This window comes from Streptococcus sinensis (genome assembly GCF_000767835.1).
GTDB lineage: Bacteria > Bacillota > Bacilli > Lactobacillales > Streptococcaceae > Streptococcus > Streptococcus sinensis.
On the sequence record NZ_JPEN01000032.1, the window covers coordinates 1 to 19,394 of the forward strand.

18 protein-coding genes are annotated in these 19,394 nt (G+C 42.3%); 16 read left to right on the forward strand and 2 right to left on the reverse strand.

Going from position 1 to position 19,394, the window contains the following annotated elements; genetic code table 11:
• The first annotated feature begins 68 nt into the window (after nucleotides 1-68).
• Both SSIN_RS01945 and SSIN_RS01950 read left to right on the forward strand, forming a co-directional pair.
• Complete coding sequence (locus tag SSIN_RS01945) at nucleotides 69-1,715, forward strand: phosphoenolpyruvate carboxykinase (ATP) (protein ID WP_037615119.1); 1,647 nt, start codon at nucleotides 69-71, stop codon at nucleotides 1,713-1,715.
• 90 nt (nucleotides 1,716-1,805) lie between these two features.
• Complete coding sequence (locus SSIN_RS01950) at nucleotides 1,806-3,146, forward strand: hemolysin family protein (protein ID WP_037615121.1); 1,341 nt, start codon at nucleotides 1,806-1,808, stop codon at nucleotides 3,144-3,146.
• A gap of 165 nt (nucleotides 3,147-3,311) precedes the next feature.
• Here the strand turns inward: SSIN_RS01950 and SSIN_RS01955 are convergent, their stop codons facing one another.
• On the reverse strand, nucleotides 3,312-4,151 hold the full coding sequence (locus tag SSIN_RS01955) for a MerR family transcriptional regulator (protein ID WP_037615123.1): 840 nt from the start codon (nucleotides 4,149-4,151) through the stop codon (nucleotides 3,312-3,314).
• Nucleotides 4,152-4,237: 86 nt separating this feature from the next.
• On the opposite strand from SSIN_RS01955, the gene SSIN_RS01960 reads away from it, so the two are divergent.
• The 3 genes from SSIN_RS01960 to SSIN_RS01970 all read left to right on the forward strand — a co-directional run bounded on the left by SSIN_RS01960 (nucleotide 4,238) and on the right by SSIN_RS01970 (nucleotide 7,107).
• Nucleotides 4,238-5,272, forward strand: coding sequence for an NAD(P)H-dependent amine dehydrogenase family protein (locus SSIN_RS01960; RefSeq protein ID WP_037615125.1), 1,035 nt, complete (start codon nucleotides 4,238-4,240; stop codon nucleotides 5,270-5,272).
• 504 nt (nucleotides 5,273-5,776) lie between these two features.
• On the forward strand, nucleotides 5,777-5,998 hold the full coding sequence (locus SSIN_RS01965) for a hypothetical protein (RefSeq protein WP_037615127.1): 222 nt from the start codon (nucleotides 5,777-5,779) through the stop codon (nucleotides 5,996-5,998).
• A 359-nt stretch (nucleotides 5,999-6,357) separates the two neighbouring features.
• Nucleotides 6,358-7,107 (forward strand): CPBP family intramembrane glutamic endopeptidase, encoded by a 750-nt coding sequence (locus SSIN_RS01970; protein ID WP_037615129.1) that lies wholly within the window; start codon nucleotides 6,358-6,360, stop codon nucleotides 7,105-7,107.
• 32 nt (nucleotides 7,108-7,139) lie between these two features.
• On the opposite strand, the gene SSIN_RS01975 is transcribed toward SSIN_RS01970, so the two are convergent.
• A complete protein-coding gene (locus SSIN_RS01975) occupies nucleotides 7,140-8,591 on the reverse strand; it encodes a UDP-N-acetylmuramoyl-L-alanyl-D-glutamate--L-lysine ligase (RefSeq protein ID WP_037615131.1) in 1,452 nt (483 codons plus the stop codon).
• Between the two features lie 86 nt (nucleotides 8,592-8,677).
• Between SSIN_RS01975 and SSIN_RS01980 the strand changes: the two genes are divergently transcribed.
• The 11 genes from SSIN_RS01980 (at nucleotide 8,678) to SSIN_RS02030 (ending at nucleotide 19,316) form a co-directional block, all read left to right on the forward strand.
• Nucleotides 8,678-10,309, forward strand: a complete 1,632-nt coding sequence (locus tag SSIN_RS01980) for a putative polysaccharide biosynthesis protein (protein WP_037615133.1) — start codon at nucleotides 8,678-8,680, stop codon at nucleotides 10,307-10,309.
• 318 nt (nucleotides 10,310-10,627) lie between these two features.
• Nucleotides 10,628-11,722: a cystathionine gamma-synthase gene (locus SSIN_RS01985; protein WP_037615135.1), complete on the forward strand. Its 1,095-nt coding sequence runs from the start codon at nucleotides 10,628-10,630 to the stop codon at nucleotides 11,720-11,722.
• A 1-nt stretch (nucleotide 11,723) separates the two neighbouring features.
• Nucleotides 11,724-12,890 (forward strand): MalY/PatB family protein, encoded by a 1,167-nt coding sequence (locus tag SSIN_RS01990; RefSeq protein WP_037615137.1) that lies wholly within the window; start codon nucleotides 11,724-11,726, stop codon nucleotides 12,888-12,890.
• A 170-nt stretch (nucleotides 12,891-13,060) separates the two neighbouring features.
• Complete coding sequence (locus SSIN_RS01995) at nucleotides 13,061-13,297, forward strand: DUF2829 domain-containing protein (RefSeq protein ID WP_037615139.1); 237 nt, start codon at nucleotides 13,061-13,063, stop codon at nucleotides 13,295-13,297.
• Nucleotides 13,290-13,988 (forward strand): 3-oxoacyl-ACP reductase, encoded by a 699-nt coding sequence (locus tag SSIN_RS02000; RefSeq protein WP_037615141.1) that lies wholly within the window; start codon nucleotides 13,290-13,292, stop codon nucleotides 13,986-13,988. Before SSIN_RS01995 ends, SSIN_RS02000 begins: the two co-directional genes overlap by 8 nt.
• Before the next feature lie 336 nt (nucleotides 13,989-14,324).
• The gene (gene glmU, locus SSIN_RS02005) at nucleotides 14,325-15,704 is read left to right on the forward strand and encodes a bifunctional UDP-N-acetylglucosamine diphosphorylase/glucosamine-1-phosphate N-acetyltransferase GlmU (RefSeq protein ID WP_037615143.1); all 1,380 of its coding nucleotides are present in this window, start codon (nucleotides 14,325-14,327) and stop codon (nucleotides 15,702-15,704) included.
• An 8-nt stretch (nucleotides 15,705-15,712) separates the two neighbouring features.
• Nucleotides 15,713-16,267: an NUDIX hydrolase gene (locus SSIN_RS02010; protein WP_037615144.1), complete on the forward strand. Its 555-nt coding sequence runs from the start codon at nucleotides 15,713-15,715 to the stop codon at nucleotides 16,265-16,267.
• Between the two features lie 12 nt (nucleotides 16,268-16,279).
• Nucleotides 16,280-16,591 (forward strand): cell wall synthase accessory phosphoprotein MacP, encoded by a 312-nt coding sequence (macP, locus tag SSIN_RS02015; RefSeq protein ID WP_037615146.1) that lies wholly within the window; start codon nucleotides 16,280-16,282, stop codon nucleotides 16,589-16,591.
• A gap of 57 nt (nucleotides 16,592-16,648) precedes the next feature.
• Nucleotides 16,649-17,341 (forward strand): 5'-methylthioadenosine/adenosylhomocysteine nucleosidase, encoded by a 693-nt coding sequence (locus SSIN_RS02020; RefSeq protein ID WP_037615148.1) that lies wholly within the window; start codon nucleotides 16,649-16,651, stop codon nucleotides 17,339-17,341.
• Between the two features lie 13 nt (nucleotides 17,342-17,354).
• The gene (locus SSIN_RS02025) at nucleotides 17,355-17,663 is read left to right on the forward strand and encodes a DUF898 family protein (protein WP_037615150.1); all 309 of its coding nucleotides are present in this window, start codon (nucleotides 17,355-17,357) and stop codon (nucleotides 17,661-17,663) included.
• A 111-nt stretch (nucleotides 17,664-17,774) separates the two neighbouring features.
• A complete protein-coding gene (locus SSIN_RS02030; protein ID WP_037615152.1) occupies nucleotides 17,775-19,316 on the forward strand; it encodes an ABC-F family ATP-binding cassette domain-containing protein in 1,542 nt (513 codons plus the stop codon).
• The last annotated feature ends 78 nt before the right edge of the window (nucleotides 19,317-19,394 follow it).

Consider the following 19,394-nt stretch of genomic DNA (forward strand, 5'->3'; position numbering starts at 1 on the left):
TATAAAATAATTAAGAAAGGGTTTATACTGGCGGAAGCTACCCGCTAATATAAATATAAGGTATACTTATGGTAACACGTCGTAAATTTTCTCCGCAGGAAATAAGAAAAGATTCTTCTTATTTTTCGCCTTTGAAGACCATTGTGGAAACAGCCTTTTATGAAAATCAAGTCCAAGCTATCAAGACGGTAGAAGAAGCCTATCAGCTTGCTTCGACAGCTGCTGGGACGGTTGTGCTGGACATGCCAGTTATTCATACCAAGGAGCTAGGTCTTCCTTCTTATGCACGCGTTTTATTGACCAATTCGGGGGCTGTTGTCGGCAGAACAGCCAAGGCTAGAAGAATCTATGGCAGAGATAGCGAAGAAGATGAGCATTTGCTTTTTCTTGTCCGGAGTGCAATTTACCAAGCACATAAAAGAACCTTCTATAAGGCTGATGCTGTGGTCGGGCTAGATGAGGACTTTATGGCCTACGCTCATCTGATGGTTCCTCAGGAAGAAATCAATAACCTGTACTCCTGGCTCTTGAATTTCCAAATTTTGGATGAGGAATTTAAAAATCGACTGAAAGCGTCTAAAAAGTATGAAGAGAATGATATCTTTGTCTTTTTTGATCCTAAGTGGAAGCATCCAGATTACCCAGAAGGGCTTGTATATTTTGATACCAACCATAACTGTGCCGTCATTTTGGGCTTGAATTATTTCGGAGAGCTGAAAAAGGCCACTTTGACCTTGGCTTGGGGAACGGCTGCCAGAAACGGTTATGTTGCCTGCCACGGGGGCTTGAAAATTTTCAAGCAGAGTATTGATAAAGAGGACTATGTCGCATCATTCTTCGGGCTATCTGGCTCAGGGAAATCCACGCTGACACATGCCAAGCATGACCATAAATATGACATCAAGGTTCTCCATGATGATGCCTTTATTATCTCGGTCAAGGATGGCTCCTCTATTGCCCTCGAGCCGTCATATTTTGACAAGACAAATGACTACCCTACAGGTCATAGTGAGCAGGATTTCTTTGTCACTGTGCAGAACTGTGGAGTGACACTAGATGAAAATGGACGGAAAAAGCTGGTAACCGAGGACATCCGCAATGGAAATGGGCGGACTGTCAAATCGCGCTTTGCTACTCCGAATCGAGTGGACCGGATTGACGAACCCATCAACGCTATCTTCTGGATTATGAAGGATGACTCTCTCCCGCCACTAATCAAGATTAATGATCCTCTTATGGCTTCTACGATGGGCTGTACTTTGATGACCAAGCATTCCAATGCTGAAAATGTTATTGGTCTGCATGATGATTTGGTTATTGAGCCTTATGCCAATCCTTTCCGCGTTTATCCGCTGGTGGAAGATTATCGGAAATTCCGTCGTTTATTTGAGTCAGGCGTTGCCTGCTATATCATCAATACTGGATTTTATATGGGGAAGGGCATCTCAAAGGAAGTGTCTTTAGATATTATTGAACAGATAGTAGATGGGAAGGCAGAATTTAGACCTTTCGGACCTTTGGAAGGCTTTGAATATCTTAACTACGAAGGATATGCCGTTCCAAACTTTGATTACAAGTATAGACAGCTCATCCGTGAAAGGATGCAGATTCGTTTAAACTTCTTGCTAGCTTTCAATCAGAAATATCCTAAGACAGCTCTGCCTGTCGGAGCTATTTCTCGGCTGGAAAAGGTTTTGCAGGATTTGGATTCCTGATTTGCAAAACGCTTTCTACGGAATCCTCATGCACGAATCTTGAAAATATGTTATAATCAAGTCTGATTATAATTTTTAGGAGAAGAATCCATGGAAGACCCTGGCAGTCAGAGTATTTTATTGCAAGCAATACTGCTATTCGTTTTAACTTTATTAAATGCCTTTTTCTCAGCTTCTGAGATGGCGATGGTATCGCTCAATCGGTCTCGCGTAGAGCAGAAAGCTGAAGAAGGCGATGCCAAATACATTCGTTTATTAAAAGTTCTTGAAAATCCCAATAACTTTCTATCGACAATTCAAGTCGGAATCACCGTCATCAATATCCTGTCGGGGGCTAGCTTTGCGGACAATCTGGGGAAAATCTTTTCCTCTTGGCTGGGAAATTCTGAAACGGCGCATGCAGTTGCTAGTTTTCTGGCACTTGCGCTTTTGACCTATATTTCCATTGTTTTGGGAGAGCTTTATCCTAAGCGGATTGCCATGAATCTCAAGGACAGTTTAGCCATTCGTACCGCACCTGTGATTATTTTCGTAGGAAAAATCGTTAGTCCTTTCGTTTGGTTGCTCTCAGCTTCGACTAATCTCCTCAGTCGGATTACGCCGATGCAGTTTGATGATGCAGATGAGAAGATGACGCGGGATGAGATTGAGTACATGCTGACCAAGAGCGAGGAGACGCTGGATGCAGACGAAATCGAAATGTTGCAGGGGATTTTCTCGCTGGATGAGCTGATGGCGCGTGAACTGATGGTGCCACGGACAGATGCCTTTATGGTCGATATTCAGGATGATACCAAGGAAATTATCCAAAGCATTCTCAAGAAGAATTTCTCTCGGATTCCAGTTTATGACGGAGACAAGGACAATGTCATTGGTCTCATTCACACAAAACGTCTCTTGAATGAAGGTTTTGTCAATGGTTTTGACAATATTGTTCTGCGCAAGATTTTGCAAGAGCCGCTCTTTGTACCCGAGACGATTTTCGTGGATGATTTGCTCAAATCTCTCCGTAATACCCAAAATCAAATGGCAATTCTGCTGGATGAGTATGGCGGTATGGCAGGTCTCGTGACTCTGGAAGACTTGCTGGAAGAGATTGTCGGTGAAATTGAAGACGAAACAGACAAGGTCGCGGTGGAAGTCTATGAAATTGGTGAGAATACCTATATCGTATTGGGAACGATGACACTCAATGACTTTAATGAGTATTTTGAAGTTGAGATAGATAGTGATGACGTGGATACCATTGCTGGTTACTATCTGACGGGTGTAGGAACCATTCCAAATCCAACAGAACGCATCAGCTATGAGGTTGAAAGTCAGAATAAAAAACTGATTTTGACCAATGACAAGGTCAAAAACGGCCGTGTCACCAAGGTGAAAGTGGAAATATCCGAAATCCTTGAAGAAGCTGAAGAAGCTGAGAAATAAACTCGGTTCAGATGTAGCTGAGAAAACATGCTTTTCACTCAGTAATATCACAATTAGATAGATAAAAAGGCTTAAAATCATTGTTCTAAAAACTTTGTTTTTAAGCCTTTTATCGTTTTATAAAATTTTCTCGAGTTTCATCAAATATTGGTGTAAGGGGATTTTTCAGCTGCTTTCAACCTGCACTTGCATTCTAATAAACATGTCGCGGTGCTTTTCATTTAGTTGAGGTTGTTCATGAATCACTTCGCAGATATAATCACCTGTAACCAGATAGCCTGCATCGGCTAATTCTTGGTGAAAATGAGGGAGATTTCTCACTTCTTCTTCGAATGATGAACAGTAAGCAACAGCATAGCTTCCTTTAGGCAGTATGGCTGGAATGAGATTTGGAAGTTCATTTTGAGTCTGGTGAAAGAGGCAAAACTGATTTGAGAACCAATTTTGATTTAGAAAATCTCTTTGCTTCATAATAGAGCCAACTCGACTGAAATTATTAAAAAAGGGGTTGTAATTGAGAATTTCCTGTTTGAAATAGCGGAGATAGAGTTCATACTCTTCGTTGTCTAACTGGTAAATGTTTTGATCAATAGAGAAGGATAGAATGTGTCGTTCAGGAAATGCCACAATTTCCAACTTTTGATCAGTCTGCTTTTCGCCATAAAGCTGTGCACCAGAACGAAAAATTTCAATTTCCTTTATCCGCTCTTCTAGCATTTCTTTTTCTTGGAGTAATTGCTGATACCGTTCTTCAATAAGCCGGTGCAGATGAAACTGATCTCGATCGGAGAGAATTTCCTTGATTTCTTTTAAAGAAAAATCTAATTGTCGTAGATATTGAATGGAGTCAACGAGTGAAGATTGATTGATGTGATAGTAGCGGTAGTTAGTCTCGGGATCAACCTCATAAGGCCTTAAAAGACCAATCTGATCATAAAATCGTAAAGTCTGAATGGAAATGTGATTGATTTTAGAAAATTCTCCAATACGCAAAATTTTTTTCATTTTTCAAAACTCTCTATTGACTCTCTAGTTACTAGAGATATTATACTATAATTGTGAAAAATATTACAATTAAAGGAGGGTTTCCAATGAGAAATGCAAAAATTCGTGCCGTGCAATATGGCTGTGGCAAAATGTCCAAGGTTATTTTTAAATATCTAGTGGACCACGGTGTGGAGATTGTTGGCGCTATTGACAATAATCCTGCGATAGTAGGACAAGATGTTGGTGATTTTGCGGAATTAGGCTACAAGACAGGTGTTTTGATTTCCGATAAAGCTGACAGTGTATTTGACCAGTGCGATGCCGATATTGCCATTGTTACCATTGCCTCCTATATGCCTGATATGTATGGCTTTTTTGAAACAGCTATCAAGCATGGTGTTAATATCATCACGACCTGTGAAGAAGCTATTTATCCATGGACGACGTCACCATCTGAAACGAACCGCTTGGATAAGTTGGCTAAAGAATATGGTGTCACCATCATGGGCTCTGGTATGCAAGATATCTACTGGATTAATATGCCTTGCTTGGCTATGTCTGGTCTCAATCGCATTCAAAAAGTCAAAGGGGTTGCCAGCTATAATGTAGAGGATTATGGTTTGGCTTTAGCAGAAGCGCACGGTGTTGGCTATGATGTAGAACGATTTGATAAAGAAATTGCTTCTGCCGAAAGTTTGCCATCCTATATGTGGAATGCTGCGGAAGCTATCTGCTCTAAGATGAACTGGACCATTCAGGATATTTCACAAAAGAGCGTGCCTTACATTTTGGATGAAGATGTTTATTCAGAAACGCTAGGTCGAGTTATTCCGGCAGGACAGGTAACAGGCATGTCAGCTGTGACAACGATTCACACCCATCAAGGAATTGAATTGGAAGTAGAATGTATTGGCAAGGTTTATCGGGAAGATGATGGTGATATGTGTGATTGGGAAATTACAGGTGATCCAAATCTAGTCTTTTCTGTCAGCAAGCCAGATACTGTGTCTCTGACTTGTGCCACAATTGTCAATCGTATCCCGTCTGTGCTGGATGCACCGGCAGGTTATGTGACCTCTGATTTGGCGCGTACCTTGACTTATCCGACTTATCCGCTTCACACTTATGTAGAAAATTAAACATATCCTAAAAAATAAGCAGGCTGTCCTTGTGATAGCTTGCTTATTGCTTTGTTAGGCTTATAATTGCAAATTTGCTTTGGTTTATAGGGGACTAGTGTAATAAAGCAAGCATAATTCGCATTTTAACAAACTTGGAGTATTGTGGTGATGTCGTCAACTTCAAGGCAGAAAAGCCTTACAAAGATAAGCAAAATCACTATTTAGCTAGAAGCAACCGGCAGATGATTGAAAAGTGTATGAAGCAATCATTGACAGAGCGACTTTGGAAGATATAGAGCGTATATTGAAAAATAGACTCGTCAAAAGATCAAACGGAGACGGAGAAATTCAGCTCTTATCAGGACTGATATGCTACCATCTTTTGTATCCTTTCTCGCTCTTTCTATCTATTCCTATGAAAGATCTGAAAACAAGTATGTATGCTGACAGTAGAAATAACACCTTAAAAATGATATAATATAATAAGTATTTAGCTAGAAAAATCAAATTTAGGAGGCAACAATGAATAAAAAAAGAGATTGGTTTGGTATTTTATTCGGTGCTATATGGTTTTTAGCGTCACTGCTGATTTTGGTTCTTTATATGGGAGGAAATCTTAATGGTTCAATACCTGTCCCAAGAGTACTCCTTATAATATATGATTGGCTCGGTATTGTTCCGGGAGCAATTGTTCAAATGATACTGAGTGCTTTATTGTTTATCTTCAGCATTAGAAAAAAGTAATCTAAATAATACTGTGACTGGTTGAAATAATTCAATCATATCAATAAATACTAACTTAAGAGACAGTAAATCAAATTGGTTTGCTGTTTTTCTCTTGCTTAAAATAAAAAACTGTTAAAACATAAAGAATAAGAGCCACAAATACTTGCTCTAATGGTCCGGCAACTACTGAAATTCTTTTAAAACGCGTCAGCTAATCCTGTTGCAATTTTTTTCGCTTCTAGGAGTTTGACCACGTTTCCAATAAGGATTGGTATCTATACTGATCACGTCAATATAAACTTTTTTAAGTTTTTTGTGGTATAGTGGATAAAGTATAAAATTGAATTTACTGTTTCATGCAGAAGGAAGGAGTAACGATGAAACTATTAGAACAAATTCGTCCGTCGCAACCGCTAAAGCATTTGAAGTGGTTTGACATTGTGATTATTACTGTGATTATGTTTGGCCAGTTTATCTATCGGTCGACAGAGCTCTACTTAGGTAGCATGGATCAAGTCCCTTATACTGAGGGAATAACAGATACCGCAAGTAATGGCGCTGCTTACTCTAGCAATTTGTATCTTCAGTTAATTTTGTTGGCTCTAGCCCTGCTCTATCTGGTCATTCGCCGCTATGACTTTAAGCAACTCCCTATCCGTTTTAGCTGGTCTGTACTGTTTTGGGTTCCTTTTATCTTTGCTCTGATGGGAATTATTGCAGATACCGTAACGACAATCAGCGGAGAGTATAATTATTTTGATCCGCAATTGTGGCCCTACATTGACCTGATGGAGATTGTCCGTAAGTTTGCTGCCTTAAGTCCGATGGCTATCCTTTATAGCTTGCTGAATGGCTTTTATGAAGAATTCTTCTTTTTAGGCTTGCTAACCTCAGTTGAGGACAAATATAAATGGCAGGTTCTTCTCTATTCGACTCTTATCCGTTTTTCTTTCCATACTTATCAAGGGCTACTCTGGGCCTTTATGATTGGGGTTGTCTTTGGCCTTCTCTATTACTTTCTCTATAAGTACAAGGTTAAAAATCTCCTCCCTTTCTTTCTCATGCATGCTCTGGCGGACATGTTTGGCTCCAGCCTGATCTATCTTTTAGTTAATTGGAGTTCATAAAAGGGATTGGCATATTTTCCAATCCCTTTTGTTTATAAATATTTCTCTGCCACAGCATAATCACCTGGATAGACAACTTTTTGGTCATTAATGATTTGATAGGCATCGGCACCCTTGCCGGCAAGAATGACCGCATCGCCTTCAGCATTCGTTAGGCTGAGGGCTTTTTTGATGGCTTCCTCACGATCAGCAATCATGTTCACTTCAAAGGTTATGTAGCTGGCAATCTCACGGGCGATGGCAATAGGATCCTCGCGATTCGGATCATCAGCTGTCAGAATGATGTTCAACTCAGGATGCTGGTTGAGCAGGAGGCCGAAGTCCTTACGCCGACTCTCACCCTTGTTTCCGGTTGCTCCCAGAATCAAGACAATGTTCCCTTTTTGGTGTTCTTGAACGACAGACAGCAACTTAGCCAAACTGTCGCCATTATGGGCGTAGTCAACAAAGACCTTGGCACCATTTTTTTGAGTTAGAACCTCCATACGGCCGGGTACACGTGTTTGGGCAACACCTGAATGGATATCTTCTAAAGAAGCGCCCAGTCGCAGACAGGCTAGTCCTGCAGCGATAGCATTTTCCTGATTGAAGCGGCCGATTAGCTGGATATCATGGGAACCAGCCAGTTTTCCTTGGACTTCAAAGGAAAAGGCGAGGGAATTCAGGATGGCATTGCTGGAAGCTGGCCCATAAAAGTCATGGTCATAAGCAGCTACTTGCTCGGCTAAAACCTGAAAATGGTCCATGCCACTGTTGACGACAACAGCTCGGCTATTGTCCATCAGGAGTCGCTTGTGGTAGAAATAGTCTTCAAAAGTCGGGTGCTCAATAGGGCCAATATGATCAGGGCTGATATTAAGAAAGACGCCCACATCAAAGGTCAGGCCGTAGACCCGCTTTTTAAGATAGGCTTGGCTGGATACTTCCATGATCAGATGGGTTCGGCCATTGTCGACAGCTTCCGCCATCATTTTGAATAAATCAAGACTTTCAGGAGTTGTGAGAGTTGATTTAAAGAAAGTTTCTCCATCCAGAGTGGTGTTCATAGTAGAAAGCAGGGCTGGTTTGTGGCTTTGTTTTAAAATATTAAAAGCAAAATAAGCCGACGTGGTCTTGCCCTTGGTGCCAGTGAAGGCCAAAAGTTTGAGCTTTTGTTCTGGATGGCCGTAAAATTCCATAGCAAGCAGACTCATAGCTTGCTTGACATCGTTGACTAGGAGGGCTGGAATACCAACTTCAAAGTCTGTTTCGCTAATATAAAATCTAAGCCCAGCTGTCACAGCTTTTTCCAAAAATTCTCTCTTGAAATGATCGCCCTTGACAAAAAAGAGAGTAGAAGCATCAGCTTCTCGGCTGTCATAGCTAATCTTGGAGAAGGCGAATTCGCTGTCACCGTAATCAAAGAAGTATTCTCCGTTTGCAATAATTTCACGGAAATTGTGGTCTTTTTTTAAAATATCTAATGCAGTTTTAATTTTTATCATATCTCTATTGTAAACCTAAAGACTATGTTTTACAAGAGCTCAGGAAAAGTTTATAATAAAATAAGAATAAATCAAAGAGGTTATTTATGGACCAACCAAAAACAACAAGTCAGCAGCAGCAAATGTTGCGGGGGACTGCCTGGCTGACTGCCAGTAATTTTATTAGCCGTCTCTTAGGAGCTATTTATATCATTCCTTGGTATATCTGGATGGGACGGCACGGAGCGGAAGCCAATGGTCTCTTCACCATGGGCTACAATATCTATGCATGGTTTCTGCTGATTTCTACAGCAGGAGTACCGGTGGCTGTCGCTAAGCAGGTGGCCAAGTACAACACCATCGATAAGGAAGAGCATAGTTTTACCCTTATTCGTGAGTTTTTGAAATTTATGCTACTTTTAGGAGCCGTTTTTGCAGTCATCATGTACCTGCTGTCTCCTGTTTTCGCTAGCATGTCGGGCGGTGGCAAGGACTTGATTCCAGTCATGCAAAGCCTATCATGGGCTGTGCTGATTTTCCCGTCCATGAGTGTTATCCGCGGCTTTTTCCAAGGATTTAACAATCTTAAGCCTTATGCTATCAGCCAGATTGCGGAGCAGGTTATTCGGGTTATCTGGATGCTCCTGACCGCCTTTTTCATCATGAAGATTGGGTCTGGAAACTATGTAGAGGCTGTCACCCAGTCCACCTTTGCTGCCTTTATTGGTATGCTGGCTAGTATGGGAGTTTTGGTTTTCTATCTGTGGAAGACTGGCATGTTGCGGTCCATTCTTGATAAACCTGAAAATTCAGCAGAAATCAAGGGGCGGACTTTGCTCTGGGACACGGTTCGGGAAGCAATTCCTTTCATCATTACAGGCTCAGCCATTCAGCTTTTCCAAATCATTGACCAGATGACCTTTATCAACAGCATGAAGTGGTTCACAAGTTTCAATGAGTCTCAGTTGAAAGTCATGTTTGCTTACTTCTCAGCCAATCCTAATAAGATTACAATGATTTTGATTGCTGTGGCAACTTCTATCGGGGGAGTTGGAATCCCATTGCTGACAGAAAACTATGTTAAGGGAGACTTGAAAGCAACTGCTCGTCTGGTTCAGGATAATCTTAGCATGTTACTCTTCTTTATCCTACCGGCTACGATTGGATCAGTTCTAGTAGCTGAGCCGCTTTATACAGTCTTTTATGGAAAACCGGATAGTTTGGCTCTGGGGCTCTTCATCTTTGCTATGCTGCAAACGATTATCCTAAGTATCTATACAGTCCTTGCTCCGATGATTCAGGCACTTTTTCAAAATAGAAAGGCCATCATCTATTTCCTCTATGGAGTTGCTGTCAAGCTGATCTTACAAATTCCGCTTATCTATTTATTTAAAGCATACGGAACTCTTCTTGCGACAACCATTGGTCTGATTATTCCAATTGTATTGATGTATCAAGAAATTCGTAAGGTTACTGGTTTGAATCCTAGAAATCTTAAAAAACGGACAATCTTGACTTGTATTTTAACTGTTTTGATGACACTGGTTGTTCTCATATCAGAATTTATCATTGGTTATTTATTCCAGCCAAGCGGACGGATTTCGAGTTTTATCTATTTGGCCATTATCGGAGGAATTGGAGTCGCAGTTTACGGAGGATTCTCACTTAGCGTTCGTTTGCTGGATCGCTTTATTGGTGAAAGGGCGGCCAGTCTGCGTCGGACTTTTCACATCAAATAAAAAGCCTATGGGCTTTTTGTTTTGAATCAAGACAATACAGCAAACTGTTTGATATTCAAGAAAGACTAACAAACCTCTTTAATAAAAATTGGTAGAGTCGGTGGCTAAAGAAAGCTTCGACTTCCTCAAAAAAATCTGGAAGATGCTTGGATGTTTTCTTTGAATAGAGCATAGTCAGCTGATATTAAAATAGTGACCATAGCTTCAAACTATACCTAGATCTTAAAAAGAAAAAAGTTTAGCTTTTTCTGAAGATGTTACAATAGAAAGGTAAAACAATTGAGGGAAATTTCTCAATATTTTTTATCGGAGGTTGCTATGAGTGAGAACTTAAAACTAAATACTATTTTAGCTCAAGCTGGGATTAAGAATGATAAAACGACTGGTGCCCTGACAACACCTTTGCATTTTGCAACTACTTATCAGCATCCTGAGTTTGGTCAGTCAACAGGCTATGATTATACGCGTACGAAGAATCCGACACGTGCTAGTTTGGAAGAAACGCTAGCAGCTATTGAAAGTGCAGATTATGCTTTAGCAACTAGCTCAGGGATGAGTGCCATTGTTTTGGCTTTTAGCATATTTCCAGCGGGCAGCAAAGTTCTTGCTGTACGGGACCTTTATGGTGGCTCTTTCCGCTGGTTTAATCAGCTCGAGCAAGAAGGTCGCTTTCATTTTAGTTATGCTCGCAGTGAAGAAGAGCTGTTAACTGAATTGACAGACCAAGTGGATGTTGTTTATATCGAAACACCTACGAATCCTTTGATGGTCGAGTTTGATATTGCTCGCATTGCTAAAGCGGCTCATGAGAACGGTGCGACCGTGGTAGTCGATAATACCTTTTACAGTCCAATTTATCAAAGGCCACTTGAGGATGGAGCAGACATTGTTTTGCATTCTGCGACCAAATATCTAGGAGGGCACAACGATGTTTTAGCCGGAGCGATTATGACCAGCGATGCTAAGATTTATGAAAAGCTTTTTTATCAACTTAATACAACTGGTGCCGTTTTATCACCGTTTGACAGTTATATGCTTCTTCGGGGACTCAAAACCCTGTCTTTGAGAATGGAACGTTCTACGCAAAATGCTTTAGCTGTCGTGGAGTTTTTGAAAAAATCTGCGGCTGTTAAGGAGGTGCTTTACCCAGGAAAAGGAGGTATGATTTCTTTTAAGGTTGTGGATGAGAGTAAAATACCTGATTTGTTGAATAATCTTAAAATCTTCACTTTCGCTGAAAGTCTGGGAGGAGTGGAGAGTTTAATTACCTATCCGGCAACTCAAACGCATGCAGATATTCCTGTAGAAGTGCGCCATTCTTATGGTTTGACGGATGATCTACTGAGACTGTCTATTGGTATTGAGGATAGCCGAGATTTAGTGACTGACTTGCAGTCAGCATTGGAGGCTTAATATGGGAAATTATAATTTTGAAACAGCACCGAATCGATTGGGGCAACATACTTATAAGTGGAAAGAAGTAGAAATTGACCGAGAGGTTTTGGCTGCTTGGATAGCCGATATGGACTTTGAAGTTTTGCCCGAAGTCAGGCAGACAGTTCATGATTATGCAGAACAGTTAGTCTATGGCTATACCTATGCTAGTGATAGCTTGATTCAGTCTGTATTGGACTGGGAAAAAGAAGAGCATGGCTACGTTTTTGAAAAAGATGCGCTTGTCTTTATTGAAGGGGTAGTTCCAGCTATCTCCATAGCCATTCAGGCTTTTACTCAGGAAGGAGATGCGGTGTTGATTAATACTCCAGTATATCCTCCCTTTGCTCGCAGTATTGAGCTCAATAATCGTAAACTGATTACGAATTCTTTGATAGAAGAGGACGGCCTATACCAGATTGATTTTGAGCAGTTGGAAAAGGATTTGGCAGAACACGATGTTAAAGTATATGTATTTTGCAATCCTCACAATCCTGGTGGCCGTGTTTGGGAAAAAGAGATACTAGAAAAAATTGGCCGACTCTGTCAGCAGCACGGGGTGATTTTAGTTTCTGATGAAATCCATCAAGACTTGACCTTTTTTGGCAATAAACACTGTTCTTTTAACACAGTTTCGCCTGATTTCAAAGATTTTACACTAATTTTGAGCAGCGCAACTAAGACTTTCAATATTGCTGGTACCAAAAATTCCTACGTTGTTATTGAAAATCCAAAGTTGAGAAAGAAATTTCAGCAACGTCAGCTGGCCAATAATCATCATGAAGTATCTAGTCTAGGGTTTTTAGCTACGGAAGCTGCTTATCGCTATGGCAAGCCTTGGTTGACTGAACTCAAAGCTGTTCTGGAGGATAACATTGATTTTGTAGTCGCTTACTTTAGTCAGCATGCTCCTAGCCTCAAGGTTATGAAGCCACAAGGAACTTACCTGATTTGGCTGGATTTTTCAGCTTATAACTTGACTGACGAAGAGTTATTTCAGATTTTGCGCCAGAAAGCAAAAGTAGTCCTTAACCGAGGGACGGACTTTGGAAAAGAAGGAAAAAATCATGCGCGGCTGAATGTTGCAGCACCTAAAAGTATCATAGAAGAAATTTGTAAGCGAATTGCAGAAAATTTACCTCATTGAGCAAATAAAACGGAATCTTTTCCTCAAGAGAGACTTGCTTGGAATCATAGATGGACATTTCAAGGTATTTCAAAAGGTATTATCAGGGAAAATAGTGACGACTTAGATTTGCGAAAATGATGCCAATGCGGCCTTGATGAATAAATTGAAAGTGATAAAAGGAGAAAACCATGACATTTGAAGAAATTTTACCAGGCCTTAAGGCCAAGAAAAAATACGTGCGTACAGGCTGGGGCGGAGCAGAAAACTACGTCCAGCTCTTTGACACGATTGAGCAGAATGGGGTGGCTCTTGAAGTGACACCTTATTTCCTCATCAATGTTTCAGGTGAGGGGGAGGGCTTCTCCGTGTGGAGTCCGACTCCTTGTGATGTGCTCGCGACAGATTGGGTGGAAGTGAATGACTAAGACAGTACTGGTGACGGGAGCTAGCTCTGGCATTGGCCGAGCTCAGGCTCTGACCTTTTTGGAAAATGGCTACCGTGTTTACGGGGTGGACAAGGATGAAAATCCTGGTTTTCTCAATGAGCTGCGTTTTATCAAGTTGGATTTGACAGGGGATTTGACACCGCTCTTTACTAGCTTGCCCGAGGTGGACATTCTCTGCAATACAGCCGGTATCTTGGACGATTATGGTCCCCTGCACGAGACCAGCGACGAGGACTGGGAACAGATTTTTGCCCTTAATCTGACCGCGACCATGAAAATAACCCGCTTTTACCTGCAGAAAATGCTGGAGAAAAAGTCTGGTATCATCATTAATATGTGCTCGATTGCTAGTTTTCTGGCTGGTGGTGGCGGTGCCGCCTATACTGCTTCTAAGCATGCTTTGGCCGGCTTGACCAAGCAGATAGCCTTGGACTATGCGGATAAAAATATCCAAGTATTTGGCTTGGCGCCAGGCGCTGTTAAGACAGCCATGACTGCTGCGGATTTTGAGCCAGGCGGACAGGCAGACTGGGTTACTGAGCAAACGCCGATCAAGCGCTGGCTGGATCCTCAGGAAGTGGCAGATGTCAGCCTCTTTCTAGCCAGTGGTAAGGCAGCTGCTATGCAGGGCGAGATTATCAAAATCGACGGCGGCTGGAGTTTGAAGTAGTTTTAATAGTATTTTCAAATACGAAAAAGAAATAAATAGGTTACACTCTACAGAAGCATTCAAATGTGACTTCATGCTCGTCTCATCCCTCCAAGTGTGCTGAGGATTCTAAGAGCAAAATTAGCATGCTTCCATGTGAATTTGCATCCTTGAGAGTAAAAAATATTTTCCCACATATGTGTAATTTGTATGCAAAAAGTTTGAGAATTTTGAGAGGAAAGCTGGGCGATATTTCATTAGAAATAGACATTTCAACTGTCTATTTCTTTTTTGATTTTAAAAAATCTCATTTTAATGGTATAATAATGATAATATCTTAGAGAAAAGAGTTCGTTTATGACAAATTATGCCGTTATTTTGGCTGCGGGTAAAGGTACTCGCATGAAATCAGATTTACCAAAAGTATTGCACAAGGTGGCAGGAATTTCCATGCTAGAGCACGTTTTCCGCAGTGTTAGTGCGATTGAGCCAGAGAAAACTGTTACCGTTATCGGACACAAGGCAGAGCTGGTCGAGCAAGTCTTGGCAGGTCAGACAGAGTTTGTCCGTCAGACTGAGCAGCTAGGAACTGGCCATGCGGTTATGATGGCAGAGCCTGTTTTGGAAGGCCTTGCTGGACAAACTCTGGTTATTGCTGGTGATACGCCCCTGATTACGGGAGAAAGCCTGAAAAATCTGATTGATTTTCATATCAACCACAAGAATGTTGCGACTATCTTGACTGCAGAGGCTGACAATCCTTTTGGCTATGGCCGGATCGTGCGCAACCAGCACGGGGAAGTCATCAAAATCGTTGAGCAAAAAGATGCTTCTGACTTTGAGCAGCAAATCAAGGAAATCAATACAGGGACCTATGTCTTTGACAATGCCCGCCTCTTTGAAGCTCTCAAAAATATCAATACCAATAATGCCCAAGGTGAATACTATATCACAGATGTGATTGGTATTTTCCGTGAAAATGGCGAAAAAGTCGGTGCTTATACGCTGAAAGACTTTGATGAGAGTCTGGGGGTTAATGACCGTGTGGCTCTGGCTACAGCTGAATGTGTGATGCGCCGCCGGATTAACCAGCAGCATATGGTCAACGGTGTCAGCTTTGTCAATCCAGATGCGACCTATATCGATGTAGATGTGGAAATCGCGCCTGAGGTTCAAGTTGAAGCTAACGTGACCCTAAAAGGTCAGACCAAGATTGGGGGGGAGACTATCCTGACCAATGGCACTTATATTGTAGATTCAGAAATTGGTGAGCGAGCGGTCATTACAAACTCGATGATTGAAGAGTCTAGCGTGGCAGATGGGGTAACAGTCGGCCCTTACGCCCATATCCGTCCAGGATCCAGTCTGGCTAAGGATGTCCATGTTGGCAACTTTGTCGAAGTCAAGGGCTCTAGTATTGGTGAAAATACCAAGGCTGGTCATTTGACTTATATCGGTAATTCTCAGGTTGGTGCCCATGTTAACTTTGGTGCAGGTACGATTACGGTAAATTACGATGGTCAGAAGAAGTACAAGACCGTTATCGGAGACAATGTCTTTGTCGGTTCCAACTCGACCATTATTGCCCCAGTTGAGCTGGGTGACAATTCATTAGTCGGTGCGGGTTCTACCATAACGAAGGATGTGCCAGCAGATGCCATCGCTCTGGGACGCGGTCGTCAGATAAATAAAGAAGACTATGCTAAGCGTCTTCCTCATCACCCTCAAAATAAGTAGGTTCAGTTATGGAATTTGAAGAAAAGACCGTCCAACGGACGGAAATTTATCAGGGACCGATTTTTAAAGTGGTTCAGGATCAGGTAGAGTTGCCAGAAGGCAAAGGCCAAGCCCAACGAGATTTGATTTTTCATAATGGCGCTGTGGCTGTGATTGCTATCACTCCGGAAAATAAGATGATTTTAGTCAAGCAGTACCGCAAGGCGATTGAAGCGACTTCTTATGAGATTCCGGCTGGAAAACTGGAAGTGGGAGAAAATGCGGATCCTCAGGCGGCCGCTTTGCGTGAGCTGGAAGAAGAAACAGGCTATACTGGTGACTTGGAGTTGCTTTATGATTTTTATTCTGCTATTGGTTTTTGCAATGAAAAAATCAAGCTTTACAGCGCCAGCCATTTGACAAAAGTGGAAAATCCACGTCCTCAGGATGAAGATGAAACCTTGGAAATCTTTGAAGTCAGTCTGGAAGAGGCTCAGCAGCTTCTTGCTAGTGGGGACATCTGTGATGCCAAGACTATCATGGCCCTTCAATATTGGCAGCAAGAAAAAAACTTGAAGAAATAGGAATGTAGAACAATGGGAAAACCCTTATTAACTGATGAAATGATTGAGCGTGCCAATCGAGGTGAAGACATTTCGGGGTCGCCTATGATGGATGATGAGGAAACAAAGGTGATTTCTACCGCCGGGAGAGGTGGTTTTGGTTACTCTGCCCCGCGCAGAAATGTAACTCAAGACACCCTGAAGATTGATGTAGAACCGACAGTGACTAAAAGCCGTCGGATTGAAAATCAAAAGCGAAGCATTTTTCAGGCTAAACTAAATAGAATTCTCTTTTGGATTGTGATTCTTTTGGTTGTATTAATCGCAGCAATTATTTGGCTATAATAAAGCGAGAAGCCAGGCTTCTTCGCTTTTTAATGTGAATGGAGGAAATGAGTAATCATGAAAATTGGAATTATCGCAGCCATGCCCGAAGAGTTGAAGATTCTGCTGGAGCATTTGAAAAATCCGCAGAAGCACCTTCGGTTGGGTCATGTCTATCATACGGGCTCTATCGGCTATCATGAAGTGGTCTTGGTCGAAAGCGGGATTGGCAAGGTCATGTCAGCTATGAGTGTAGCTGTTTTAGTCAATGACTTCAAGGTCACAGCCGTGATTAACACAGGCTCGGCTGGAGCAGTGGCAGAAGGTCTGGCCATTGGCGATGTGGTGGTCGCAGACCGTCTTGTTTACCATGATGTGGATGTGACGGCCTTTGGCTATGACTACGGCCAGATGGCGAGGCAGCCGCTCTATTTTGAAGCTAGCCGCTATCTAGTTTCTGAAATGAAAAAAGTTTTGGAAAAAACCCATCAAAATGCAAGAGTAGGGTTGATTGCAACAGGTGATAGCTTTGTTGCTAGTCAAGATAAGATTGATCGCATTAAGGAGCATTTCCCAGATGTCTTAGCTGTGGAGATGGAAGGCGCAGCTATTGCTCAAGCCACACATTCGATTGGCCTGCCCTTTATGGTCATTCGGGCTATGAGCGACACAGCTAGCCATGATGCCAATGTCACTTTTGATGAATTTATTCTTGAAGCTGGTAAACGCTCTGCAGAAACCCTGATTCAATTTCTGAAAGAATTGGTTTAAAGGAGGAAATATCATGAATCAAGAGTCTTATTTCGATGGCGGTCTCTTTTCTTACATCGGTCATGTGATTTTAGCTACCTTGATTACAGTATTTACGCTGGGAATTTGTGCACCTTGGGGCATGTGTATCCTGTATAATTGGAAGATAAAACATACAGTTATTGACGGGCACCGTCTTTACTTTGATGGTACTGCCATGCAGCTTTTTGGGAATTGGATTAAGTGGTGGTTTCTGACCATTGTTACCTTTGGTATTTATGGCTTTTGGCTGAAAATCAAACTGACCCAGTGGATTACCAAGCATACGCATTATTTTGATTAAGATAAAGCAAGCGGGCACTAAGTGGCTCGCTTTTCCTTTTCTTCTGTCTTGCCAAAAAATCCCTTTTGATGGTATAATCAAGGAACTGCAATCAATGATAGAGGAGAAAAAATGAGTATCTTAGAAGTAAAAAATCTCAGCCACGGTTTTGGAGACCGGGCTATTTTTGAGGATGTATCCTTCCGCCTGCTTAAGGGAGAGCATATCGGCTTGGTCGGTGCCAATGGTGAGGGGAAATCAACCTTTATGAGCATTGTGACTGGTAAAATGCTGCCGGACGAAGGCAAGGTCGAGTGGTCCAAATATGTGACTGCTGGCTATCTGGACCAACATGCTGTTCTGGAGCAGGGCCAGTCTGTCCGTGATGTGCTGCGGACGGCCTTTGACGAACTTTTCAAGACCGAGGCTCGTATCAATGAGATTTATATGAGCATGGCTGAGGAAGGAGCGGACGTTGATGCCCTGATGGAAGAAGTGGGCGAGCTACAGGATCGCTTGGAGAGCCGAGATTTCTATACTCTAGATGCCAAGATTGACGAGGTCGCACGGGCACTGGGTGTTATGGACTACGGTATGGAGAGTGATGTGACGGAGCTATCTGGTGGGCAGCGGACCAAGGTTCTCTTGGCCAAGCTGCTTCTGGAAAAGCCTGATATCCTGCTTTTGGACGAGCCGACCAACTATCTAGATGCGGAGCACATTGACTGGCTCAAGCGCTACCTACAAAACTATGAAAATGCTTTTGTTTTGATCTCGCACGATATTCCTTTCTTGAATGATGTGATCAATATCGTTTACCATGTAGAAAATCAGCAACTGACTCGTTATTCTGGGGATTATTATCAGTTCTTAGAGGTCTATGAGATGAAGAAATCTCAGTTGGAAGCTGCCTATGAGCGTCAGCAGAAAGAAATTGCGGATCTCAAGGACTTTGTAGCTCGCAACAAAGCCCGTGTGGCGACCCGTAATATGGCCATGTCCCGCCAGAAAAAGCTGGATAAGATGGACATTATTGAGCTGCAGAGTGAAAAGCCTAAGCCTTCCTTTGACTTCAAGCCTGCTCGCACACCTGGCCGCTTTATCTTTCAGGCTGAGAACTTGCAGATTGGGTATGACCGTCCGCTAACCCAGCCCCTTAACCTGACTTTTGAACGCAATCAGAAAGTGGCCATCATCGGGGCAAATGGGATTGGGAAAACAACTCTTTTGAAGAGTCTCTTGGGGATTATCCCGCCTATTGCAGGTCAGGTCGAGCGTGGGGACTATCTAGAGCTGGGCTATTTCGAGCAGGAAGTCGAAGGTGGTAATCGTCAGACACCGCTTGAAGCAGTCTGGAATGCCTTTCCGGCCCTCAATCAGGCCGAAGTCCGAGCAGCTCTGGCTAGATGTGGTTTGACTTCCAAGCATATCGAAAGCCAGATTCAGGTTCTCTCAGGTGGGGAGCAGGCCAAGGTTCGACTTTGCCTCCTCATGAACCGAGAAAATAATGTTCTGGTTCTGGACGAGCCAACCAATCACCTGGATGTAGATGCCAAGGAAGAGCTGAAACGCGCCTTGAAAGAGTACAAGGGCAGCATTCTCATGGTCTGCCACGAGCCTGATTTCTATGAAGGCTGGATGGATCAAATCTGGGATTTTAACCAGTTGACTTGATAAAATTTAATAAAGGAAAAGAGAGTGGGACAGACAGCCATGACGACATAGCCGTCACCCACAGAAACACGAAAATAA